Here is a 25,034-nt window from a genome sequence, read left to right as displayed (position 1 = left end):
ACAATTACAGCTCCATCCGGTCAGAATGTTATTACTGGCTCTGGAACGCAATGGGCTAACAATGTTATGGGTGTTGCGATTGGACAGGCATTGTATGTCACCAGAGCTGATGGAAACACATTGGTTTATGAAATATTGGCTGTAGACAGTGATACGAAAATTAGAATTAATGGAAATATTGTTGATTCTTTGGCTAATTCAAATTATGCAATTCATACCACTATTTCTAATTCATACTCTGCATTAGCGCGTGAGTCATCAGCTCAATTAGGATTTTATCAGCAGTTATTTAAAGATTGGCAAAATATAACAACAGGTACTGGCGATATCACTATTATCGCGCCAGACGGTTCAACGGTTGTTATTCCCTCACTAACTAAAATGTCGCAAGATATAAATGGTAAAGTTAGTCAGCAACAATTATCTAGCCTTGGGGTTGGACTGCCAACGCTGGTCGGTTTGACTGCTCTAGATTGGCAACAGCAAGATTTCCTAACGGGAGCTAACTATATTGGTTCAAATAATATTTGGACCAATGCGCCAGCAGATATTATCTATAATGCAGGTACAGGGGTCAGTATCACAGTCGATTATATCTCCAGTAATTCAACTCGCATTGGATTAACGCTTATTCCAGATACAACATCACAATCAAATTATAAAATATATAAAGTCATATCGGTAGGAGCGAAAGGTTCACGAGTATTTACTGTGCGCCGAGTTCAGAATTCCGCAATACCCGTCTCAATTGCTGATGGTGGGACGGGAGCTATTACTGCACCGTTGGCCCGAACCGCCTTAGGGCTGGGTTCTGCTGCGGTAGCTGATGTTGTTGCAAATAGCGCAGACCAGACAGCAGGCCGCGCTATGACGACAGGCTCAAATGGCATTGGCGGCCCGTCAGTAAATATGACATCAGTGAATAATGCGTGGTTAAACCCGCTGGGAATGATGAGCCTTACGACAATGGCTAACTGGGGCGGAACAACTCCTACAGACGTGTCAGGTAGTTTACCCGCACATTGGAATATCATTTCCCTCGGGGTAGGGACGGGCCAAGTTGCTGCGGGGTCCCGAAAGGCTGTAATCGCTATACAAAGTTTTAATGTCGGTTCCGGTGCCCCGCAATGTTATGTCCGCACAATTCACGACACCGCATTAAGCCCTGCGGTCATGCTTTATCACACAAACAACACTACCGTGGACTCAAATGGTTTCCTGAAAAAAGCTTCGCCGGTTGTGAAGCTGTATGGTGATGGGAGTTCTGAAACAAATCATGAGTCTGACGGTGCTGCTTCTGAACGCATCAGCGAAGGGGTCTATAAAATATCTGGAGTGCTGGGATTTAACTCAGATGATGCATGGGGTGGGGTAGATGGGGGGATTGAAATACCAACCGACAAGAATAAACAGCCTTTAATATGGGTTGATTACTTACTTGAAGAAGATGGTGATTTAATCATTAAGACCTATCATCGGACGCATCCTACTTCCCCAGTATTTGCACAGAACAATATCAATGGCTATGAAGATGGCCAGTCAATTGATATTCCAGCGGGGAGATTCGTCGATCTGCGCGTGCAGATGCCAGAAAGGGAAGAAACAGAGTTACCACTGGACGAGGAGTAAGCACAATCCGGGCTTATTTGGCCCGGAAATTAAACTTTAGGCACTAACCTTCGTTCTGCAATTAACCGATAGTTATCTTCAAATCGATCGGAGAGTATGAATTCATTACCATCGATCGGTTTGAATTTTCTCATCCCGTCCCACTACAAAATTCTTCCATCGCTATTGATTAAACGCTTGGCCCATTGTGGTGCGAGACTAAAATCACTTTCAGTTCCGGTCATTAATTTCCATTCCATCACAACGAATTTCCTTACGGTATGACCATGATTTATTGGATCAATAAGGATAAGGGCATTCGTTCGAGGCTTTCAAATTGGTTAGGCAGATCAATAATGAGAGATTGATCGTTTAAAACGATAATTGTGTTTTTTCCAGCCTATAAAACAAAAACCGGGCTTAATCGCCCGGTCTGATTTTTTTAATTCTACAGTTAGTATTAGAAGTTATATTTAATTCCTAACATCACTGCCGTGTCGCTGTAACCTTTATTGCCTACTTGCTGTCCAACATTACCCCAGACATTCAATTTCTTATTAATCTGGCCTTCCACACCCACTTTCAGCTCACCAATATTGGCCGCACCGTCTTGCTTAACCGTCATACCGTCCATCGTAGTGCCGAAATCATTAGTATTGTGGATCCAGTTGGCTTCCACAAACGGTTGGAATACACGATCTTTACCTTTATCCTGATCGGCGTAGCCATTCATAAAGGCTTTCACCCCCATACGGGTCTGGATGTTTCCATCACCTTCACCGGATATATTTGTCCCATTGGCTTCTTTATGGTCGTCCGCTTTAACACCCATCCATGTCACCTGCGCTTTCGGCTGGATAAAGTAACTGGCGTTTTTCGACGCATTCTCACCGATTTTAAAGGTATAGCCACTTTCGACTGAGGCGCTTACGCCCTTAGACTTGTACTCTTCAGAAGCTAAATCCTGACCATTGACCGTGTTGTTGAACCAGCTGTATTGCGCCCAGCTATCTACGTATAATCCGGACTTGTCTTCGCTATTCGCGTACCAGGTACCGTATACACCGGCGCTGTAGCCGTCGATTGAGCCTTTAGAGCTATAGCCAGACACTTGTGAAACAGTCGTACTCTTGCTATTGCCATATCCAGCCATAATACCTAGATGGAAACGGTCCGTGTTGTTATTACTCCACTGAGCAATATCACCGCCCAGTTGCAGGACATAACGATTAGCTTGTGTATTCAATTGCCCCGATGCATCACGTGAACGGTTATGCCCACCTTCGTTACGCAACCACAGGCTGGTCACTTTATGTTCACCGGTCAATGCATCAATATACTGGGTTTCACCCATGCGGTCATTGAGACTCGTTATAAACATGCTATTGGCAGTTGCCAGGTTAGCAGTGTAACTGCCAGCTTCTGGCCGGTTGACCATCACTGGTGGTTCAGCAGGTTCAGCAGGTTCAGCAGGTGGAACCGATGTTGCTGTGCTGGTCAGATACCAGTTGCTGGCATTTATCCCTACACCACGCGCCAGAGAGTAATCATAGACACCGGCAACAATACGCCCCTGCTTAACAAACTCACCGCTTGACAGCCCATTAACCTCAATCAGTTCGATACCATTCAATGTTGTTGCGCCACTACCACCCAAGTTAGTCACGCCCACACGAGTTGTGCCAGAAGTATTGCCATTAACGACCAATTTATCAGTAGCTGAAGTGTCATTATTTAATAGAGAATTAAAATTGAGCAAGCCATCGTTGCCGATGTAATTACCGGATACCGTCAGAATCGTACCTGGTACACCGTTAAGGCTCACAGTACCGCTATTACTTAGACTGTTCAGTGTCTGGTCGAAACCGGCTAAATCCAGTTCCCCCGCAGTCTCGACAATATATTCGGAAGCTGTACTGAAGCTGCTTGCAGCACCAGCCTTTAAGATGCCAGAATTAACTGTTGTCGTACCACTATAGGTATTTACGCCATTTAATACCGTCATACCACTGTAAACGGCCACTTTACCACTGCCAGCAATGGCAGAATTAAACTGATAATCAGTATCAATATGGTTAAAGACAATTGAGCTATCACCGCTCCCTAAGGTAATAAGTGGTGTATTAATATAACCGGCTAATGACGCAGTATAATTAGCTGCGCTACCAATATTCAGTACTCCGATTGAAGTTGCATCTTTAGCAATGGTTAAATTATCGGTTTGAACAGTCCCACTGTTATTAATAGTCAGTGAGGCGTTACCGCCAAACTCCCCAAAACGAATATCACCTGTATTAACCCAATTGGAGTTAACACCAGTGACCAAAACGTCACCTTTTGAGCCAGCGGTATAGCCGACATAGCTACCAGAACTACTGAGACTCCCGCCATCGGAGACGACGACAGAGCCATTCCCACTGTTACCAATAACCAAGCTGTTAGCGTTGTGCCAAGAAGAATCTGTACCTGAGATATTTACTCGGCCAGTGGCATCTTTCCCTGCACCAACATAACCAAAACTATCAGTTACAACGCCACCATTAGTGATATTTAGAGTACTATTAGAACCTACTGATGCGTAAAACGAACCAATTTGCAGGGTCTCGGCATTATCCCAACGAGAGTCGGTGCCGGTAATTTCTACCACTCCGATAGAGTCGTTAATATTCCCGCTTTGACTGGTTACTACACCACCATCAGAAACTACCATGGTGGCAGGGCCATTTGTTCCTATATCAAGTAAAGTACCCACTTGCCAGCGGGAACCTGCACCGTTCACTTCTACATAACCGGTTGAAGTCGTTCCTGCCGCAACGCTTGCTTTCGTTGCCGTGGTAACAACGCCGCCATTGGTGATTTTAAGACTGCCATCACCTTCATGGCCGATGAACATACGATTACCGGCATTCCAGATTGAGCCTAGACCTGTGACTTCAACGCTACCGGTTGAACCTGGGCGATACGCAATATCAGCATCATTTTGGTTAGTGACTACAGCACCATCGGTAATTCGCATCATGCCATTACTGTCATTTTCGCCACCAATGCGTAACTCACCGCCGTTGATTAATTGTGAATCAGTTCCACTGACTTCAAGATAACCAACAGCCCCAACACCAAAACCAACATGTGTCGCGTTAACAGGGTTATTTACAACTCCTCCATCCGCTATCAGTAATGTGCCGTTACCGTTATAACCAACAAAGAGCACCCCGTTATTTATCCACTTAGAGTCAGAGCCAGTAATAACTACCTCACCGGTAGCTGTAGAACTATAACCAATATAGCTCCATAGCCCAGCGGCTACATTTCCGCTGGTTAACGTTCCACCACTTCCGCTGTTCAACGGTCCACCATTGAAAATATCCATAGCACCAAATGACGTATTACCAATTATTATTACCCCTGGAATATCCCAGTCAGGTAAGTCGGGTATTACATCACCTGTAAAACCGATGTCAGCATAAGAAGTTGTAGTACTAATCGCAGATATAATAGTTAAGGCGATACAAGATAATTTGTAGTTAAATTTTTTCATTTTAAGTAATGGCCCAGATATAAAATATGATAAAAAGAATAAGTTTATTAATATGAATTCTCGTTTACTTTTTAAAATACACATGAGCATCAAATTTATTACTGCAACGATAATTCATGAACTCACGATAACGTGATTTAGGTCAAAAAATAATCAGATACTAGGGTTGGTTTTGTAGGAATATTCCTGTTTTTCGTTTAAGTATCTAAATTTCCGTATCCAAATAATCAGTTTAAAATAATATTAATAATTGTATTAAGTTTTCATCAATGTGGTTGGCATCATAGAACAGATTCATTGCTCCACAAATACTGGGGGGATATCGGGGAGGGAGTAGCCGGTAGGTAACCGGTCAGATAGAAGGTGTTAAGCCTGAAACCAGTCATCAGCGCTTTCCCACGTCTCCTGCAAAATCTCCTGAATCACTTCTTTGTCGTCAGGCGACCCACCGAATACAGTTAACCCGTCCATACCTGCCAATCTTATTGTAGCCTCAGCCTCTGGATAGCGACGCTTTACGCGATCATTAAACTCGATAGCTAGAGCGGATAGAGCGCCGGCGGGTAATTTCTTGGTTTTATCAACGGTCACTTCGATACGTAGCATGATTTTTACTCCCACATTAATGCACTGGTTTTTTATACAGCACTTTGAGTGGGGAGTTCAATCTGTTTTTACGAACACCAGCCGATAAGATACTAAATATTTACTTCTTCATTTCGCCACTCATCCTTTTATAATGCCCACGCTGACAGGTATACTCAACTTTTAGCAGTGAACAATAAACCGGATAATGAGCCGGATAAAACAAATGGGATTTAAAATGAAAAAACATTTAAATCAATCATTTATGATGTTTAATGCGTATTTCGCTGCGGAATAAATCATGGATTGGTTTACCCTTGGTCCTGCGCTTCTGGGGATACTGTTTGTCGTTGCACTGTTGGCCGGATTTATCGACTCTATCGCGGGGGGCGGCGGTTTGCTTACCGTCCCCGCACTGCTTGCTGTTGGCTTACCGCCAGCACAAGTATTAGCGACCAATAAACTGCAATCTGTTGGCGGGTCGCTCTCCGCCAGCCTCTATTTTATTCGCCGTGGTGCGGTGAATCTTAAAGATCAAAAGCTCACCATTGCGCTAACCGTCGTCGGTTCGATGCTGGGTGCCATTTTGGTCCAGTATATGCGGGCCGATATTTTGCGGCAGATCTTGCCGCTACTGGTGATCGGGATTGGCGTGTACTTTTTGGTCACGCCAAAATTAGGTGAAATCGACCAACAGCGCCGCTTGTCGCCAGTGCCTTTTGCCTTCATTGCGGGTGGTGGCGTCGGTTTTTATGATGGATTTTTTGGTCCCGGTGCAGGTTCTTTCTATGCACTCGCCTTTGTTACCCTGTGCGGCTTTAATCTGGCTAAATCAACCGCCCATGCCAAAGTCCTTAATTTCACCTCTAATTTGGGCAGCCTGATCTTCTTTATCGTTGGCGGCAAAGTGGTATGGAGTATCGGGCTAGTGATGCTGGTTGGCCAAGTGCTAGGCGCGCGGCTAGGGGCGCATATGGTATTAACCAAGGGGCAGAAATTAATTCGTCCCATGATAGTGGTGGTGTCATTCGTCATGAGCTGCAAATTGCTGTACGACAGCCACGGTGCCGAGATCTCCTCCTGGCTGGGATTACACGTTTTCGCATAACTTTAGGTGTCAAAAGGCGTAGAGGAATCTCTATGCTGCTAGCGATACCGCTCTTACGGACTCAAGCATGACGCATCATTATCAGCAGTTGATCGACGTTTTTAATGCCAGTTTTAGCGACCCATTCAATACACAATTGGTCAAAGGTGACGATGAACCTATCTACCTGCCAGCCGACCATGAGTTTCCTTACCATAGGGTCATTTTCGCCCACGGCTATTACGCCAGTGCGATGCATGAAATTTCACATTGGTGTATCGCCGGTGAAGAGCGCCGCAAGCTAGTCGATTTTGGCTATTGGTACTGTCCAGATGGGCGTGATGCATTAACCCAAAGCCAGTTTGAAGCGGTAGAGATTAAGCCACAGGCGTTGGAGTGGATGTTTTGTGTGGCAGCGGGTTTTCCGTTCAACGTCAGTTGCGACAATTTGGAAGGGGATTGCGAGCCGGATCGAATCACGTTCCAGCGTAAAGTGCGTGAGCAAGTACTTTGGCATCTGGAAAACGGAATATCCCCACGACCTGCGGGCTTTATTCAGGCACTACAATCGTTCTACAATACGCCGCCGCTGGCCCCAGAACATTTCCCTTATCCGGAAGACTTCGTTTAGCGTCTGGTCACGATTGGGCTGCCAGACCCCATCTTGGGGTACAGCGAAAATACATTTTATATTGAGGACCGGTAATGATCGCAGAGTTTGAAACACATATCTTGGCGCAAATAGATGACATGGTAGAGCACGCCAGTGATGATGATTTATTTGCCGGTGGTTATCTGCGTGGTCATCTGACGTTAGCCGTCGCTGAGTCAGAAGCAAACGGTGAACACACGGCGGAGCAATTGCATGCCCGTGTTCAAGCCAGCCTAGACAAAGCGATTAAGGCCGGTGAGCTTTCCCCGCCGGATCAGGTTTTGGTGTTAGGGGTTTGGGATCGTTTGCTTGATAAAGCCATTAACTGATCGTCCTTGAAGCCGCTGGGGTGTTAGCGGCGTTCACTTACCCGAATCACTTACTGGTGTAAGCTCATCGGGATGCGTTCACTTGCTGCCTACCTGCGACTCCAATGACTTCCAGTTAACATTTTCACCTTGAAGCCGCATGGTTGTTAGCGGCGTTCACCTCGATTAATCCGGTGTGCGTTGTTGCACCGGTCTGCCTTTCAATAATTTTCGAATCCAGAACCGATTAGGATTTAACGCTGCCAAAGTAGACGCATCCAAGGGGAGCGGCTCGCCAAACATTTGCGCTGCCAGAATTTCTGCCGCCAATGGCGCACTGCACAAACCTCGTGACCCCAAAGCGCCGACCATAAATAACTCTGGGTACACTGGCGCAAGGGCTATCTCTTCACCACGTTGTCTCTGGCGTGGAAGATCCTGATACTGAGCCAACGTGGCCGCATAATCGGGTACTGCACCGACCATCGGTAAATGATCACGGATAGCACAACGTACTCCACACCGCGCTTGATTATCACTGATATCCACTTGCTGTGGCCAACTCACCTGTGGCAAACAACGCAATAATCGATCCCGATTCTCTTGCTGCTCATCAACCCGAAAATCAGTGGTGACATCATTGCGCTGATAACTGGCCCCGATACAGTGGTATTGATTGGCTGGATTCACGGGGGTCAGATAACCGTCATAGCACAAGACTTGTCGCAACTGACTGAGCACTGGCGTAGTCGGAATATGCGAGACCTGCCCACGCACGGCTGACAGCGGGAGATGGCGAGTTTGCGCCCACTCGGGTAAGCGGTGGCCCGTGGCAAGGATCACGCTGGCATGTTGCTTAGCAGCCTGTGGTTCAACAAAAGTCAGATGCCATTGCCCTTCAATACGCTCTAACTGATGCAATTCATGTTGATAGTGGCAGGTCATGCCGTTTTGTTGCGCGAGCGCCATCAGTGCAAGGGTCAGGTCAGAGGGGCAAAGCCAGCCACCGGCTGGATAGTGGATACCATCATGGGCGCAATCTAACCCTGCCAGCGTACTGAGTTGTTCACGACTCATTGCTTGGGCGAGAGGGGTGGGCCAATCTGTTTGCAGCATTTTGTCAATTTTGCCGCGACTTTTTTCGTCATAAGCTAATTGACTGACGCCGCACCACTGGTGATCAAAACAAATACCTTGCGCTATAAGCTGGTCATATTGGCGGCGCGCAAAGGTAAACGCGCTGGTGAAAAAGGTTTCTAATGCGTCATTTTTACCATTCAAAAGCGGGTAGAGTGCACCTTGTCGGTTACCGGATGCCCCTTGTGCGGGCTGCGCATCAGCACAATAAAAAGTGACCTTCGCTCCACGGCGCTGCAATGCCAATGCTGTCAATGCACTGACAATGCCACCACCGATAATGGCGATATCATCGCAATGGGCCGAGGCAGGGCGGTGATACCAAGGATCAGGATGAGTGTCGGAATGAGAATGGATATCGGGATCAGATGGCGTATCAAGACGGGGTGGCAAAGTGCCAGTCAGCATTTCACGTTTTTGCCCGAAACCTTTGACCTTAGCGACGTCAAACCCCGCGAGTTGCAACCCTCGGCGCACAAATCCGGCCGCCGTAAAGGTGGCAAAAGTGCCCCCCGGTCTGGCCATACGTGCCATGGCACTAAACAACGTGTCATTCCACATATCGGGGTTTTTAGCGGGGGCGAAGCCATCGAGGAACCAAGCATCTACCTGATCATTTAGGCTGGCATCTAACTGTGGTAGCAGCGTGTTGACATCGCCAAACCATAAATCCAACGTGATGGCACCCTGCGCCAGCACAATACGGTGGCAACCCCCCAAGGGCAGAGGCCATTGTGCCCGTAATTCCTCGGCGAAGACTGCCAGTTCAGGCCAACGGGCATGGGCGGCGGCTAAATCAGCGACCTGAAGGGGGTATTTCTCGAAGCTGATATAGTGCAATCGCTGGAGTGTTGCCGTGGGATCTTGCTGCTTAAATTGGGCAAAGTCGCGCCACAAGGTGAGAAAATTCAACCCAGTACCAAAACCCGTTTCGGCGAAAATGCAGTTATCACGCAGGTGTTGGGTAAAGCGTTCGGGGAAACCATTTCCCTTGAGGAAAACGTAGTGCGTCTCCTCCAGCCCATCCTCATTGGAAAAATAGATGTCATCAAACTGTTCCGATACAGGTGTACCCTGTTCATTCCAGCTCAAGGTCGCAGTTTGAATTGGCGCTTGGCTCACGTTAAAAGACTCGTATCTCAAGGGGTGGGCCGATTCTAACTATGTGACCCGCCACGTGCAAATTGTAAAATTATCTGGCTATATTACGCTGATCGGACTTGTTCGGCGTACAACTGTACGCTAAAGTGCGTTGCAAAATCCCGAATGTAAAATTAGTGGAAGAGGTATTGAATGAAGCGTGCAGTCATTACTGGCTTGGGGATTGTCTCCAGCATTGGTAATAACCAGCAGGAAGTTCTGGCGTCTTTGCAGGAAGGCCGCTCTGGCATTACTTTCTCGCAAGAATTTAAAGATGTTGGAATGCGCAGCCATGTATGGGGTGACGTTAAACTCGCCTCTGAGCCAAAGGATCTCATTGATCGCAAAGTGCTGCGTTTCATGAGCGACGCCTCAATTTATGCTTACCTTGCCATGCAAGAAGCAATTACAGACGCCGGTTTGTCTGAAGAGCAGGTTTCTAATTTCCGCAGCGGGCTGGTGGTAGGTTCTGGCGGTGGTTCACCCCGCAATCAGGTTGCCGGCTCTGATGCCATGCGTACACCACGCGGTCTGAAGGGTGTTGGCCCTTACATGGTGACTAAAGCCATGGCATCTGGTGTTTCTGCTTGTCTAGCAACACCTTTTAAAATTAAAGGCGTGAACTACTCTATCAGTTCTGCTTGTGCGACATCTGCGCACTGTATTGGTCATGCATTGGAATTGATCCAACTGGGCAAACAGGACGTGGTCTTTGCCGGTGGTGGCGAAGAGCTGTGCTGGGAAATGGCCTGTGAGTTCGATGCGATGGGCGCATTGTCAACCAAGTACAATGAAACCCCCGCTAAAGCTTCCCGTACTTATGACCAAGACCGTGATGGTTTCGTCATTGCTGGCGGTGGCGGTATGGTCGTTGTTGAAGAGCTGGAACATGCTCTGGCACGCGGCGCACATATCTATGCTGAAATTGTGGGTTACGGTGCGACTTCTGACGGTGCAGACATGGTTGCTCCATCAGGTGAAGGCGCTGTTCGCTGCATGCAGATGGCCATGCAGGGTGTTGACACCCCAATTGACTACATGAACGTACACGGCACTTCTACCCCAGTTGGTGATGTGAAAGAGCTGGGTGCAATTCGTGAAGTGTTTGGTGATAACACGCCAGCGATTTCTTCAACCAAAGCGATGACCGGCCACTCACTGGGTGCGGCGGGCGTACATGAAGCTATCTTTAGCTTATTGATGGTTGAGCATGGCTTTATTGCACCGAGCATCAATATTGAAAATCTGGATGAGCAAGCTGCGGGGATGAATATCATCACTGAGCCAACTCAACGTGAACTGACAACCGTGATGTCTAACAGCTTCGGTTTCGGTGGCACTAACGCCACGTTAGTGATGCGTAAATACCAGAAGTAAGCCTAACGGCAGATATTTCTGCTAGTTATTGCTTAATAATGAGGCCCACGAGTGATCGTGGGCTTTTTTATTCGCTATAATATAAACACTATTCAAGAAAAATAGTGTAATCGTCAGATAATCGTATCTTTTTTGTTAATTCCATCTTTTTATGTAAAAGAATGAGTGCAGATCACTTGTTATTCATAAAAACATCTTATACTAAATAACTAAAGTGAATAGTAGTATAAAAAGTAGGTGATTGAATGCTAACGTATTAGCTAAGCCGTTATCTATTTATATTCTTATAACGTCAAATTTAGCGTTAAAAAAAACCTTGCCTGCCTAAAAACGTTAATTCACAATCTTAAAACAATAATTAAACAAATTGATTTTTCCTTTTTAATTTACCAACACAGCAGGGTAGTTCAATGAGCCATAATCAAAGTGATCAGAAGTTGAAGATTGCCGATTTAAACGAGCGCGTTGTTCACGAAATACTGGAAGTGATAAGTGATGGTATTTGGGATTGGAACGCTAACAGCGGATTCGTTTATCGTAACTCTGGCTGGTATGAAATGCTGGGTTATCCGGCCCATGCATTTGAAAATACAGTGCATACGTGGGAAAAAATCATCCATCCAGATGACTTTGACCGTGTCATGTTTCAGTTTGATGCCTATATCAATAATCAGGCTGACAGGTACCAGATTGAGTACCGCTGCCGGACTCATGATGGTGGTTATATCTGGATTGAGGACCGTGGCAAGGTAATTGAACGTAATCACGATGGCTCGGTCTCTAGGATGATTGGCGCACATCGGAATATTCATGACCGAAAACATCGTCTTGAAAAGTTAGAGCTAAAGAATAAAACGTTGGAAGCATTAGTTGAGGAGCGAACAGCAGAGTTACGTGAAACCAATGACCAATTGCAGCAGCAATTAAATATTAAAAAGAGTCTCTCTGAAACCGATGTATTAACGTCGGCGGCGAATCGCTATTTATTAGAGAAAGTTTTGAAGCATGAATATAATCGTGCTAAGCGATTTTCTCAGCCACTCTCATTGCTTTCGCTGGACCTCGATAATTTTAAATTTATTAATGACAAATATGGTCATTCTGTCGGGGATTTAACCTTGACTCATATCGTTGATGTAGTGAGAAATAATATCAGAGAGATTGACGTTTTGGGCCGTTGGGGAGGCGATGAGTTTATGATTGTCTTGCCGAGCACGCAGTTAAGCGAAGCGAAAATCCTTGCTGAGAAAATTAGGCATCTCATTGCGACTATGCCAGTCGACGACAATATCAGCGTCACCATGAGTTTAGGCGTGGTCGAGTTGGAACCGAATGAGAGTCAAGAACAGTTATTAATTCGTGCGGACAAAATGCTGTATAACGCTAAGGCTGCGGGGAAAAATGTCATTAAAGGCTGATTTATCGTATTTGCCGTTGCTGCAATGGCAACGGCATTTTTATTGGGGATAACATTTTATTTTGAGCTAAACGGTTAAGGCTCTAGCGCATACTCTGCTGCCGCTTTGGCGTGTATGGCGGTCGTATCGAACACTGGCACGGTGGCATCCTGTGCATTAACCAGTAAGGTAATCTCAGTACAACCGAAGATAATCCCCTGCGCGCCTTTTTGTTCTAACGTTTTCATAATCCGGCGATACTCTTGGCGAGAGTGCTCATTGATAACCCCCAAACACAGCTCTTCATAAATAATACGATTAATGATTTCGCGGTCAGCGCTGTCTGGCGTAATCACCTCAATATCGTGTTTTTCCGTTAAACGACCACGATAGAAGTCTTGCTCCATGGTATAGCGAGTACCCAATAAACCTATTTTCCTGATCCCTTGGTGCTTAATTTGCGCCGCAGTGGCATCGGCAATATGCAGCAGCGGCAGCCCACTGGCGGCTTCAATGTCGTCCGCGACTTTATGCATCGTGTTCGTGCAAACCACCACGACCTCCGCTCCAGCACGTTTTAATGACACGGCTGCATCAGAGAGCACTTGTGCAGCAGTTTGCCAATCACCTTTGGCCTGTAGCTGCTCAATTTCGTGGAAATCGACACTGTAGAGAATAATTTTGGCGCTATGTAACCCACCTAATTGTTCTTTAACCTGTTGATTAATCATCCGGTAATAAGGAATGGTCGATTCCCAACTCATACCACCAATAAGACCCAAAATTTTCATCATTATTTTCCCGTCAGCACCGGTAGAGAGCAATTGGCAAAACTGTGATATGACTCCGCCATTGCTGGTTATCTATGACTATTATCATTTGTGTAACAAATTTCGTGTCACAAAACTGTAGTAATAGGAACACGCTATCTACTTTTATACCATCAACTGGATGACGGAGCTTGGGATGATAAAGATAAAGACGGCCTATACCCTGACCTTATTAGCGATACTTCTACCGACTTCAACCCATGTCGTGGCTCAGGATAAGAGCGACAATTATAAACTTGAGCAGGTATTAGTGATGAGTCGCCATGGTATTCGTGCGCCGTTGGTAAATTATGGCGATATGCTTTCGAGTGCGACACCGGATAAATGGCCGCAATGGAATACGCCAGGAGGATACCTGACACCGAAAGGGGCTGAAATCGAGGCAATATTTGGCGGTTATTTCCGCTTATGGTTGGCAGAGACTAAGTTATTGAAAGCTACAGGTTGCCCCGCAGACAAGACGGTATTTACCTATGCCAACAGTTTGCCAAGAACCATTGGCACCGCGCAGCATTTCTTATTTGGTGCATTCCCAGGCTGTAATGTCCCCGTTGTTCACCAAAAAGATATTGGCAAGATGGACCCTGTTTTTAACCCGATAATTACGTTGGATGTCACGCCCGAATTTAAAGAAAAAGCGCTGGCTTCGATTAATCAACATGCGGGGCCAGGTGGGGTTGAGGGGCTAAATCAGCGATTACAACCGAACTATGCCTTACTCTCACAAGTGCTGGACTATAAAAATTCACCTGCCTGCTTGGTGGATAAAAAATGCGATTGGAGCACCCAGCCAACCAGTATTGTGTTAGTGCAAAATAAAGAGCCGGGCATTACTGGGCCATTGAAATTAGGGACCGGTGCTTCCGATGCCTTTATGCTGCAATATTACGAAGGTTTTCCGGCGCAAGATGTCGCTTGGGGGCGAATTAAGTCCTCGGAAGAGTGGCGTAAATTAATCGATATAAAAAATCTGTACCATGAAACATTATTCGGCTCACCCGCGATTGCCGATAATGCCGCCGAGAAATTAGTGAGCTTTATCAGCGCCGCATTGGATCCTGTTGGTGAGAAAACGCCAAATGAATTAGCCGCGCAACAAGCCAAATTGGCTGTGTTAGTCGGGCATGATTCCAACATTGCCTCGTTGCTGGCGGCACTTAAAACCAAAGAGTATCAGTTGCCAGACCAATATGAGAAAACGCCGATCAGCGGCAAAGTGGTCTTTGAGCGCTGGAAAGATATCAAGCAAAACAAAGATATGATGAAGATTGAATATATCTATCTGTCGACCGAACAAATCCGTCATAAAACACCATTAACCCTGCAAGCACCGCCAAAACGTGTCACATTGGAAATTGAAGGCTGCCCGATTGACGCCAAAGGGTTCTGTTCAATGGACGATTTTAGAAAAGCGATAAAGCACAACGCGCAGATCTAATTGAGCGTTGGAGAGCTGAGGAATAACAGTAATAAAAGGATGGGGGCTGGCATTAAAGGATGGGCTGCGTTAACGTGGCCTTTCTTTGTCAGCCCTTGGTTATTATCGATTTCCCGATGACGCAACTCACGACGACCTACCGCGCGATTAATACGATTTTCAGACCCTTTTTGAAAGATCGTCTGCTACATATTTTATTGGTTTTAGGCATTGGGTTAACCGTGCTCATGCCTGCCAAAATCACGGCCTTCCCGCAATTTATTGATTGGACAACTATTGTCACGCTGCTGGGATTAATGCTACTGACGAAAGGGGTTGAGGTCAGCGGCTATTTTGATTTTATTGGTCGGAAGATTATTAATACATTACACACCGAGCGGCATTTAGCCCTGTTTTTGGTGTTATCCGCTGCGGTGCTGTCTTCTTTCCTGACCAATGATGTGGCGCTGTTTATCATTGTTCCACTGATTTTGACGCTGAAAAAAATCTCGTCGTTACCGGTTTCTCGCCTAATTATTTTCTCTGCGCTGGCGGTCAATGCCGGTTCGCTATTAACGCCAATCGGCAATCCGCAAAATATTCTGTTATGGAGCCGTTCCGACCTCTCCTTCATGGGCTTTACCCGCCAGATGGCCCCTTTGGCGGCGGTGATTCTACTCACGTTACTGGCAGTCACTTGGTGGCGCTTTCCTGCGCGGACCATTAAGAAACAGGCTTCCAGCCCCATTTATCCCTACCAATTCCGCTTGCTGCTGAGTTGTGTGGCGCTGTACGTGATTTTTATTATTTGCGTGGATTTGGGTTTGGCAAATTATGGGCTGCTCATTGTTTTCGTGGGATTACTTCTCATGGCACGGCGAGTTTTACTGGCGATCGATTGGAGCCTAATCGTGGTCTTTATGGCGATGTTTATCGATGTGCGCCTACTGACCGAATTACCTGCGTTACAAGCGTTGTTTGGTGAAATTAAAACGCTCTCTCACGCTGCGGCTTATATTCTTGGGATCGGATTATCCCAATTGATCAGTAATGTCCCTGCCACGATTTTATTGCTAAATTACTTACCCTCCAGTGCCCTAGTGGCCTATGCCGTGAATATTGGTGGCTTTGGTTTTGCGTTAGGCTCAATGGCTAATTTAATCGCGCTTAGAATGGCAGGTGAGCCAGCTATTTGGCTGAAATTCCATGCCTACTCACTGCCTTTCTTATTATGGAGCGCGATGGTTGGCTGGTATTTATTAGCGTGGTGAGAGGGGTGTGAATGGCTCAGAGGCTAAGTACCTGAGCCATTATTTTGCGGCTAAAGGAATATTGCCAGTATAAAGGCGATAATCAGCGCCACGGTAATAATCACCAGTGACGGTTTTTGCAGTGCATCTTGTAATGATTGTGGCAGTGCAATAATCATCGGATTGATGGTGGGCTGAAGCGTTGTTTGGTCTTCAGCTAAATGTTGCGCCGCGTTGGCACGGTCTAATCTGGCGGCAAACAGCACATTGATGATGTCATTCAATTGCGCCTGCGTCAGTGGCGTCGTCGGGCTTGCCTGAAAGCGATTCTGGCTGTAATCAATCAACAATTGCTGTTCTTGTGCATTGGCAGGTTGCTTAAGTGCAGTTTGCAGGTTGATTAACGTAGGCGCTGTTTGCTGACTGAGCGCCACTTTGGTTTGCAGCAACTGGCTGAGTAACTGGAAATGCCGCGCAGGCAGCGGATCACTGCTTTTCACCCCCACCATATCAAACAGCGCCTGCCATATTTTTGCCGGTTGTTCACCGGTGGCAGCACTCAGTTTCACCACCAGCGATTGGAGACTTTGCTGTTCTGCGGGCAATAGCGGTCTATCCATTATCGTTGCCAACTGTGGCGGCGGAATATTCAGCGTACCGGATTGCAGAAGGACAAACACTTGCTGTAACTCAGCATGGCTCAATTGACTTAATACGGTGTGACCAAAGTTCTGGCGGATAAAATCACTGACGGCCTGCCGATTATTACCTTGGGGCAGTAGTTCGGTCAGTTGTTGACGTAATTGATGACTCGCGTGATTTTCCTGCGCCTGTAACAAACGCGTTTGCAGCAATTGTTCCGCGGGTTGGAAGTGGCGAGCAAGGAGCTCACTACTGCTGCTAAGGGATAAATCGTGACGCAGCGTGGCCCAAATCTCAGCTGACTTGACCGGGCTAAGCGCAATAATCCGCATAATCAGTTTTTCTAGCGTCGTGCGTTGAATCGGCGTCAACGCCTGATTGTCCAGTTTGCCCTGAGAGGGAAGTTTGGTCGGCGCGATATTGCGGTCACTGGCAAGAGGCACACTTGGGCCATTCAAAGGTTGCATATCACCAGTCCTTCGCTGTGGAGACGATACTGCGGAAAGTAATGAGATTAGCCCACGATAGTCGTAAGCAGGCAATATGATACCTGTAAATGTGTCGGCGACATTACATTTTTTAACTCAGTACTATTGTCAATAATTGTAACCTTGAGTGATTGTTTAGGTTTGGACATTGATAATCTTTATTATGCCGTTAAGATGGGCCGTCAGATTAATGATAACGATGAAGAACAGGGATTAGGTTTAAAGACGAATAATGGTTAAACGACAACGCGCCGCTCAATGGTTTCTCTGTCTGGCTTGCTTGGTCATACTGGTTTGTATGACGCAACGCATCGCCAGCCTGCACGCGTTGGAAAAAAGCCTCTTGCCGACGACATCCGTGTCACAGACTTTTGTTGACTCAGATGAAGATACCACTCCCTGTGAACTCAGTGCCAAATCCCTCTTAGCGTCACCTCCCGTTCTGTTCGAAGTAGCGATTTTCTCTCTGGGTCTATTGTTGCTACTTTTGCTGCCGACCGTACCGGCCAGCATGCGATTCCCGCCGCCCAGAGTCATATCACCCAGTGGTCTAAGGGTGCATCTGCAACTCTGCATTTTCCGAGAATAGAGACGCTTTTAGCGTCGTGACGGCAACTCAAGCGTTGCTGTGATTAATCTATTTTTTGGAGAAAGATAATGCTCAATTTATTCAAGACAGGCTTGTTCTGTCTGTTGCTGCTATGGATGCCTACGCTTTGGGCTGCTGATAGTGGCTGGCTGGTTAGCCCACAAAATGACCACGCCAAAGTCAGACTACGTACTGAACCCTCTGCAGGCGGGGAAACTCGCATGTTACTTTCCGTTCAATTGGAAAAGGGCTGGAAAACCTACTGGCGTTCACCCGGTGAAGGCGGTATTGCGCCGACTATCGTCTGGACACCACCACTTGAGAAAGTGAAGTGGTTTTGGCCAGTACCACAACGCTTTGATGTATCAGGTATTTCAACGCAGGGATACCATGAGCAGGTGATGTTGCCGATAGTGATTTCTGGCCCGTTGCCCAAAACGTTAAGCGGAACACTCACCTTATCGACCTGTAGTAATGTTTGCATTTTGACCGATTACCCCTTTAGCCTCGATCTCACTTCCCCGATAAATGCGGCAAATCAGCAGCAGTTTGAACACGATTTTGCCCAAGCGATGGGACAAGTACCGATTGCTAATGCTTTAACCAAACAGATTCAGGCCGGTTATGGCAATGGGGAAGTACAAATCCATGCCATCCGTGAAGAAGGCTGGCAACAACCCGCATTGTTCTTCGATACGTTGGAAGATGCCGATCTGGGTAAGCCTATTGTTAGCGTGCAAGGCAAACAGCTATCTGTGCGGGTGCCGGCCACCGATGGTTGGGGTGAGGGCTCCGCAGATCTGCAGGGCAAACAACTGACGATGGTGATTACCGATGGGGGGGTAGCGCAAGAAGCGAGCGTGATGATTGGGCCGGCAATCACGCTACCGACTTCATCCACTGCTTTTTGGTCTTGGATATTGATGGCATTAACGGGGGGATTGATTCTCAATCTGATGCCCTGCGTGTTACCTGTTTTGGCGATGAAATTGGGTTCGATTCTGCACACCGAGCACCAAACTCGTCGTCAGGTCCGTTGGCAGTTTCTGGCTTCCTCCGCGGGAATTATTACCTCATTTTGGCTGCTGGCCCTGCTGATGACTGCCTTGCGTTTAGGTAATCATGCACTCGGCTGGGGAATTCAATTCCAGAATCCATGGTTTATCGGCTTTATGGTATTGGTCACCGCACTTTTCACCGCCAATTTGTTCGGCCTGTTCGAGATCCAACTCTCCTCATCCCTGAACACCCGTATCGCCGCCCCCCGTATTGAGAAATCAGGTGTGCGAGGTATGGCAGGCCACTTTGGTCAGGGAGCATTAGCCACTTTACTGGCAACCCCTTGTTCCGCCCCTTTCCTCGGGACGGCGGTGGCGTTTGCACTGGCCGCGCCGTTGCCTGCACTGTGGGGAATATTCACTGCGCTCGGCGTCGGGATGAGCTTGCCGTGGCTGGCGGTGGCGGCGTGGCCCAAATTGGCACTCTGCTTACCGAAACCTGGCCGCTGGATGAACCATTTGCGTATCGCGATGGGCGTCTTGATGTTGGCCTCTAGCCTGTGGCTGCTCAGCCTGATGGCGAGCCATATTGGCTTACAAGCCGTCATGGTGATGACAGGTGTGCTGCTACTGGCGCTGATATTCGCCATTGGCTGGCGTTATGGTGCTCGCATAGCCACTATTGTCTCTTTGATCAGTGTGTTGCTGGTGGGTTCGCTGCTTCTGGCCGGTTCGCTGACCGCTAATCTATGGCGGAAACCGCTGCATGACAATGTCGCGTGGCAGCCATTAACAGAGTCAGCCATTAAACAGGCTCTGCATGAGAATAAGCGAGTGTTTGTCGATGTCACTGCCGATTGGTGTGTGACCTGTAAAGTTAACAAGCTACATGTGCTGATGCGTGATGATGTGCAAAAGGCGTTGCAAGAGCCGGATGTCGTGGCGCTACGGGGTGACTGGACGCGACCTTCGGCGTCGATCACCCAATTTTTACGTGAGCGCGGCAGTGTCGCTATCCCATTCAATCAGATCTATGGCCCACAACTCTCTGGCTCACAACAACAACAGCAGCAGGGCGTGGTGCTGTCCCCTCTGTTGGATCGTGACGTGTTATTGAAAGAACTGGCCGCTGCAAAAGGAGATCAAAAATGAGAATACTACTGGTTTTGTTATTCACGCTGACAGCGACGCCACTTTGGGCAGCACAACCCTTCACCCCCGAACAAGAAGTGCGGATAAAGGCATTGATCCGAGAAACCTTGATAGCCAACCCAGATATTTTGGAACAATCTATTAATGCATGGCAGCAACAAGCCAATGAAGCGCAGGGCAAGCAGCTCAATCAATTTATCGCTGCCAATAAGAAAATCCTCTACGAGGACCCCGGTAGCCCGCGATTTGGTGCGGCAAAACCGGTTCTCACCATTGTGTTATTTACCGACTACAATTGCCCATTCTGCAAAATATTTGATCCGCTGTTGGAAAAGCTCGTGCAGGAATACCCGCAAGTCGCGGTGGTGTTAAAACCGTTACCGTTCAAGGGGGAAAGCTCAGTGACGAGCGCCAGAGTGGCGTTAACGCTATGGCAGCAACATCCTGATCAATTTATGGCATTTCATCAGCGGCTCATGGCTAAAAAAGGGTTTCATGATGCCAGCAGTATTGCGTCTGCGCAGAAAACAACCGGTGTCACGCCCGTTGAATCGAGCGAACAAAGCCTCAATGTGCTGCGCAGTAACCTGAAATTGGCTGAGCAATTGGGCGTTCAAGGGACGCCTGCGACTTTGATTGGCGACCAAATGGTGCCGGGGGCGATCTCCTATGAACAGTTGGAGGCGATCGTTAAGCAGCAACTGGCACAGGCGGAAAAATGAGCCGATTAAAACGTTGGGGGAAAGAGCTCGTCGTGTTGGTCCTACTAGTGGCGGTTGTCTCGCTAGGGATGGATTGGCTGCGTAGCCCGCAAGCACCCTCAGATTGGTCCAGTACGCCATTGCAAACGCTGACGGGGGAGACGGTTTCTTTGCAGGCGATGAGCCAAGACAAGCCCTTGCTGATCTATTTTTGGGCGACATGGTGCGCGATATGCAAATTCACCAGCCCTAGCGTCAATCAATTGGTTCAGGAGGGGGAGAATGTCATGACGGTGGCGTTACGTTCCGGCGACGGGCCGCAGGTGGAGCACTGGCTGAGGAAAAAAGGCTACCAGATGCCGGTGATTAATGACGCGACTGGCCAGCTATCTTCTCAATGGCAAGTCAGTGTCACGCCAACGCTGGTGGTGCTCTATCGCGGGAAAATGGTGCAACACACCAGCGGCTGGACCAGTTACTGGGGGATGAAAGCACGTCTATGGTTGGCGGCGTTTTGACGTTAAGCCACTAAATTAAAGGTTAAGCCACTAAAATTGATTGCCCGGCGTATTTATGTCGGGCTTTTTTAGTTTATCGACTCTCTACAGGTGCTGGTCTGGAATAACGTCTTACCCAGCGACCCGTAACCAGGCAAACAGCAAGGCGACGACAATCACAATAACGGCGGTCGCAAGGGTCAGTCGATCAGCAAATAAACGTCGCATTCGTATACTCCTTAAACAAAACTGTAGCGCTCAGAATGGTATTTAGACATCGGAACTCCGATCTCATCCAGCGCTTTTTCAATCGCATCCATCATGATATTTGGGCCACAGATAAAATACTCATGACTGGCATAAGGAGGAGGCAAGTACCGCTTGAAGACCTCGGCATTAATGAACCCTTTTTCGCCAGTCCAGTCTGGTGATGGATTAGATAATACGTGGACCACTTTCAAATTCAGCCGTGATTGTAAGGCTTCTAATTCCTCACGAAACGTAATTGATTCCCAATCTTTACTGCCATAAAGCAGTAGGGCAGGGCGCTGGTCGCCGCTATCGGCGAGAGTACGCAACATACTCATCATCGGGGTTATCCCAACGCCACCAGCGACTAAAACATGCATATCTGCCGGATTACCCAAGGTAAAGGCGCCATAGGGACCATCCAAATAGACTCGTTGACCAACCGGTATCTGAGCAACACTACGAGTGAAATCGCCCAAGTTGCGGATCGACATTTCGACGCGACCATCGCTCACCGCAGCGCTGGACGAAAAGGAAAAAGGATGCCCAGTGATGTTAAATGGACTGCCCCAAACGGTGAGCCAGCCAAATTGACCAGGGGTAAAGCGAAAACCGCTATGACCTTCAGGGGCCATCACCAGTGTCGTCGTGTCTCCACGTTCTTTAACCACATCGACCACTCGGTAGGGGCGGCGCAGAATAAAAAGCGGCTTGACGATACGCACATAGAGCAGCAGTCCAAACCAAAAAAGAATCAGGCCAACCCACAGCGCTTTTTTCAGTGGATCGTCGAGATAGAAGCCCCAACCCACCATATGAGCTATCCCAGCGATGACCGCAACGACAGCCAGAATAATGTGAGATAAATGCCAGATTTCATAACGGATCCTCAACTGTACTCGCCACAATGCGGTGATCACCAAGGCAATCAGTGAATAGGTTGATATCGCAGCAAATCGGGCGCGCCATGGGGCGTCGATGAAGTTGAGTAATGCCAGTAGCTCAGGGCGAACAACAAACAGGATGATGGGATGAGCGATAACCAAGCCAACAGCAATAAGCGAAATGCGCCGATGGAAGTGATAAATAATATCTTCTCCCCACGGCTCGGTGACATAACGAAAACGCGCCGTCAGACCAAATTGCAGCCCCATGATGGCTAATCCAGCATAACCGAGAGCAATGGAAAACTCAGTCCAGAAATCTCGGGCGGGGGGTAATGTACCGGTCAATAATGCCAACAATGGCGCTAAAATAAAAAATAGGTATATCGCAATCCAAACAGTACTGCGCCAAGCATAAGTTGACATCGTTTCACCCAACATAATGAATTACATGCCGATAAGTATACTAAGCGAAAGAAATAATAACCATTGATTAACATTTAACTAATGATATCTATCATATATTTCGGTGAAGCCGTCTGCCGCCTATTCTGCGTAACGGGATACGCAATCGTTGGGCCAAAATGACCCCTGCCAGCGTAATTCCCCCGCCAATTAGGTGATAGCTATGTAATTGTTCATGAAGGAAAGTCACGGCTATCATGGCGGTAAACACCGGTGTCAAATTCATAAAAATTGAGGCGGTATTTGCGCCCAATCGCATCACGCCTTGAATCCATAAATAGGGCGCAATAATCGAAGCAGGGATACCGGCAAATAATACCAGCGGGATATTCTGTGCCGTTAATTGAACATCCTGTGCCAGCAGGAAATTCGGGATTAATAGCACCACACCAAAGGCAATCTGCATATAAAGAGATTGCCAATTTGGCAGTTGAATGGCCCAGCGTTTGGTTAACACGCCATAGAGGGCATAGGAGGCTGAAGCGCCCAGCATCATCAATTCACCTTTGCCGATGCCATGTTGCAGTAGTTCTGCGGGGCTGCCCGCACTGACTAACCACACCAATCCACCCAGTGAAAGCACGCTCCCGAGGGCAATCCCAACCGTCGGAGCCACACGTAGCAAAACAATACTGATCAGCACAGTTAACAGTGGTATTAACGAGCTGAGTATCCCCATAAATAGGGCGCTAACGCTGTGGGCCGCGTAATAAGCCAGACTTTGGTACAGCACCATGCCGAGCAGCCCCAAAATCATCAATTTCCACCAATAGACCCGAATGGCCGACCAGTTGCGGATAACGCCAGTTAATACAAAGGGGGTTAAGGTGAGTAACGCGAGTACCCAGCGGTAGAATGAGATCGCGGCTGGATCGATTGCGGTGGCAGACACTTTGCTGACCACGGCATTGATTGACCAAATAATCACCGCGAACAGAGGGAATAACACATTCATACTAATAATTCTCATTGATACACTTATACGGTGCAGTTTACCTCTGTCTGATTTATTCTATATAGCGATAATCAGACAATCCTCACGGAGATTAGGACAATTTTAGCCTTAGCAATGGGGCATGTTGGAGCCGATGTAATATGACCAAACCCTCTTATCCTGTTGTTGCCCCCACTGCGCCGCAAAGTTTGTCTTTCCGCTGCGAGATATACAATGCCAATACTGAATTCCTACCGCACGCCCATTCTTACGGACAACTGATCTGTGTGAAAGCGGGCGTATTGGCGATGAATATTGGTGGCCAGCGCTTTTTAGCGCCCCCCGAATTCAGCGTTTGGGTGCCTGCGGGAGTAGAACATTCCAGTTTTAATCGTAAGTCGATGCACTTTCGCGCCATTGATATCGCCCTCGAACTTTGCGATGAGTTACCCACATCGGCGTGCCTGATCAATATCAGTCCAATCTTTCGTGTCATTGTGGAAGACTGCTTTTCTCGTGGCTTACTGATGCCTGAGAATGAGCAAGATATGCGTTTAGCAAGAGTGTTAATTGATCAGCTCAAGATATCGCCAGTGCAACGCACCTATCTGCCCACCTCGCAAGATAAACTCTTATCACCCATCCTCGCGGCGCTGGAACGTTGCCCATCAGATAACACCTCGTTAGCGCTCTGGGCTAAACAGGTCTACACCACCGAGCGGACGTTATCGCGCCGTTGCCAGCAAGAGCTGGGTATGGCCTTCAGTGAATGGCGGCAGCGGCTGCGCTTCTTACACGCCATCTCGTTGTTAGAGCAGGGAAAAACCGTGCAAAATGTGGCGCTAGATGTCGGCTACAGTTCAGCCTCTGCTTTTATTGCGATGTTTCAGCAGGTGGCAGGGACTTCACCTGAGCGTTTTCGGCGCGCCAATCCTCTTCGTCCTTGACGCCGCAGGGTTGTTAGCTGCGCTCACTTACCCGAATCACTGACGAGTGTCAGCTCATCGGGATGCGTTTGCTTGCTGCCTACCTGCAACGCCAATGACTTTGAGGATTCCGGTGGTGTGCTTGACGTTGCAGGGGTGTTAGCTGCACTCACTTACCCGAAT

Annotated in this window: 20 protein-coding genes; 13 read left to right on the top strand and 7 right to left on the bottom strand. The window is 47.7% G+C overall.

Features of this window, described 5'->3' with window-relative positions:
* Positions 1-1,629: phage tail fiber protein (locus BN68_RS24580; protein ID WP_019210718.1), on the top strand; the 1,629-nt coding region annotated here is incomplete at its 5' end.
* 439 nt (positions 1,630-2,068) lie between these two features.
* Here the strand turns inward: BN68_RS24580 and BN68_RS08340 are convergent.
* Positions 2,069-5,146, bottom strand: a complete 3,078-nt coding sequence (locus tag BN68_RS08340; protein WP_042806433.1) for an autotransporter outer membrane beta-barrel domain-containing protein — start codon at positions 5,144-5,146, stop codon at positions 2,069-2,071.
* 366 nt (positions 5,147-5,512) lie between these two features.
* On the bottom strand, positions 5,513-5,752 hold the full coding sequence (locus BN68_RS08335) for a DinI-like family protein (protein ID WP_019210716.1): 240 nt from the start codon (positions 5,750-5,752) through the stop codon (positions 5,513-5,515).
* Positions 5,753-6,032: 280 nt separating this feature from the next.
* On the opposite strand from BN68_RS08335, the gene BN68_RS08330 reads away from it, so the two are divergent.
* The 3 genes from BN68_RS08330 (at position 6,033) to BN68_RS08320 (ending at position 7,799) form a co-directional block, all read left to right on the top strand.
* Positions 6,033-6,839, top strand: coding sequence for a sulfite exporter TauE/SafE family protein (locus tag BN68_RS08330; RefSeq protein WP_019210715.1), 807 nt, complete (start codon positions 6,033-6,035; stop codon positions 6,837-6,839).
* Positions 6,840-6,906: 67 nt separating this feature from the next.
* Positions 6,907-7,449, top strand: a complete 543-nt coding sequence (locus tag BN68_RS08325; protein ID WP_019210714.1) for an elongation factor P hydroxylase — start codon at positions 6,907-6,909, stop codon at positions 7,447-7,449.
* A 74-nt stretch (positions 7,450-7,523) separates the two neighbouring features.
* Positions 7,524-7,799 (top strand): YfcL family protein, encoded by a 276-nt coding sequence (locus BN68_RS08320; RefSeq protein ID WP_019210713.1) that lies wholly within the window; start codon positions 7,524-7,526, stop codon positions 7,797-7,799.
* A gap of 165 nt (positions 7,800-7,964) precedes the next feature.
* Here the strand turns inward: BN68_RS08320 and mnmC are convergent, their stop codons facing one another.
* A complete protein-coding gene (gene mnmC / locus BN68_RS08315) occupies positions 7,965-10,037 on the bottom strand; it encodes a bifunctional tRNA (5-methylaminomethyl-2-thiouridine)(34)-methyltransferase MnmD/FAD-dependent 5-carboxymethylaminomethyl-2-thiouridine(34) oxidoreductase MnmC (RefSeq protein ID WP_019210712.1) in 2,073 nt (690 codons plus the stop codon).
* Between the two features lie 171 nt (positions 10,038-10,208).
* Here mnmC and fabB point away from each other — a divergent pair, with 171 nt between their 5' ends.
* A complete protein-coding gene (gene fabB / locus BN68_RS08310) occupies positions 10,209-11,432 on the top strand; it encodes a beta-ketoacyl-ACP synthase I (RefSeq protein ID WP_019210711.1) in 1,224 nt (407 codons plus the stop codon).
* 410 nt (positions 11,433-11,842) lie between these two features.
* Complete coding sequence (locus tag BN68_RS08305) at positions 11,843-12,850, top strand: sensor domain-containing diguanylate cyclase (protein WP_019210710.1); 1,008 nt, start codon at positions 11,843-11,845, stop codon at positions 12,848-12,850.
* Positions 12,851-12,924: 74 nt separating this feature from the next.
* Here BN68_RS08305 and BN68_RS08300 read toward each other — a convergent pair whose 3' ends face one another.
* Positions 12,925-13,620, bottom strand: a complete 696-nt coding sequence (locus BN68_RS08300; protein WP_050080029.1) for an aspartate/glutamate racemase family protein — start codon at positions 13,618-13,620, stop codon at positions 12,925-12,927.
* Positions 13,621-13,795: 175 nt separating this feature from the next.
* On the opposite strand from BN68_RS08300, the gene agp reads away from it, so the two are divergent.
* Together agp and BN68_RS08290 are read left to right on the top strand one after the other, a co-directional pair.
* A complete protein-coding gene (gene agp, locus BN68_RS08295; protein ID WP_019210708.1) occupies positions 13,796-15,097 on the top strand; it encodes a bifunctional glucose-1-phosphatase/inositol phosphatase in 1,302 nt (433 codons plus the stop codon).
* A gap of 116 nt (positions 15,098-15,213) precedes the next feature.
* On the top strand, positions 15,214-16,347 hold the full coding sequence (locus BN68_RS08290; RefSeq protein ID WP_042806573.1) for an SLC13 family permease: 1,134 nt from the start codon (positions 15,214-15,216) through the stop codon (positions 16,345-16,347).
* Positions 16,348-16,397: 50 nt separating this feature from the next.
* Here BN68_RS08290 and flk read toward each other — a convergent pair whose 3' ends face one another.
* Complete coding sequence (flk, locus tag BN68_RS08285; RefSeq protein ID WP_019210706.1) at positions 16,398-17,435, bottom strand: flagella biosynthesis regulator Flk; 1,038 nt, start codon at positions 17,433-17,435, stop codon at positions 16,398-16,400.
* Positions 17,436-17,688: 253 nt separating this feature from the next.
* Between flk and BN68_RS08280 the strand changes: the two genes are divergently transcribed.
* The 4 genes from BN68_RS08280 to BN68_RS08265 all read left to right on the top strand — a co-directional run bounded on the left by BN68_RS08280 (position 17,689) and on the right by BN68_RS08265 (position 21,414).
* A complete protein-coding gene (locus BN68_RS08280; protein WP_042806432.1) occupies positions 17,689-18,045 on the top strand; it encodes a hypothetical protein in 357 nt (118 codons plus the stop codon).
* 68 nt (positions 18,046-18,113) lie between these two features.
* Positions 18,114-20,195 (top strand): protein-disulfide reductase DsbD family protein, encoded by a 2,082-nt coding sequence (locus BN68_RS08275; protein WP_019210704.1) that lies wholly within the window; start codon positions 18,114-18,116, stop codon positions 20,193-20,195.
* The gene (locus BN68_RS08270; protein ID WP_019210703.1) at positions 20,192-20,917 is read left to right on the top strand and encodes a DsbA family protein; all 726 of its coding nucleotides are present in this window, start codon (positions 20,192-20,194) and stop codon (positions 20,915-20,917) included. The genes BN68_RS08275 and BN68_RS08270 overlap by 4 nt, the downstream gene beginning before the upstream one ends.
* Positions 20,914-21,414, top strand: a complete 501-nt coding sequence (locus BN68_RS08265; RefSeq protein ID WP_019210702.1) for a protein disulfide oxidoreductase — start codon at positions 20,914-20,916, stop codon at positions 21,412-21,414. Before BN68_RS08270 ends, BN68_RS08265 begins: the two co-directional genes overlap by 4 nt.
* 218 nt (positions 21,415-21,632) lie before the next feature.
* On the opposite strand, the gene BN68_RS08260 is transcribed toward BN68_RS08265, so the two are convergent.
* Together BN68_RS08260 and BN68_RS08255 are read right to left on the bottom strand one after the other, a co-directional pair.
* Entirely contained in the window at positions 21,633-22,952 is a 1,320-nt protein-coding gene (locus tag BN68_RS08260; protein ID WP_042806572.1) for a ferredoxin reductase family protein, read from the bottom strand.
* A gap of 91 nt (positions 22,953-23,043) precedes the next feature.
* Entirely contained in the window at positions 23,044-23,946 is a 903-nt protein-coding gene (locus tag BN68_RS08255; RefSeq protein ID WP_019210699.1) for a DMT family transporter, read from the bottom strand.
* Positions 23,947-24,086: 140 nt separating this feature from the next.
* Between BN68_RS08255 and BN68_RS08250 the strand changes: the two genes are divergently transcribed.
* A complete protein-coding gene (locus tag BN68_RS08250) occupies positions 24,087-24,872 on the top strand; it encodes an AraC family transcriptional regulator (RefSeq protein ID WP_019210698.1) in 786 nt (261 codons plus the stop codon).
* Positions 24,873-25,034: the final 162 nt, after the last annotated feature.

It is taken from the genome of Yersinia massiliensis CCUG 53443 (genome assembly GCF_000312485.1).
Classification (GTDB): domain Bacteria; phylum Pseudomonadota; class Gammaproteobacteria; order Enterobacterales; family Enterobacteriaceae; genus Yersinia; species Yersinia massiliensis.
Note: the sequence above shows the minus strand (reverse complement) of the source record. Positions and strands in the feature narration are given on the sequence as shown.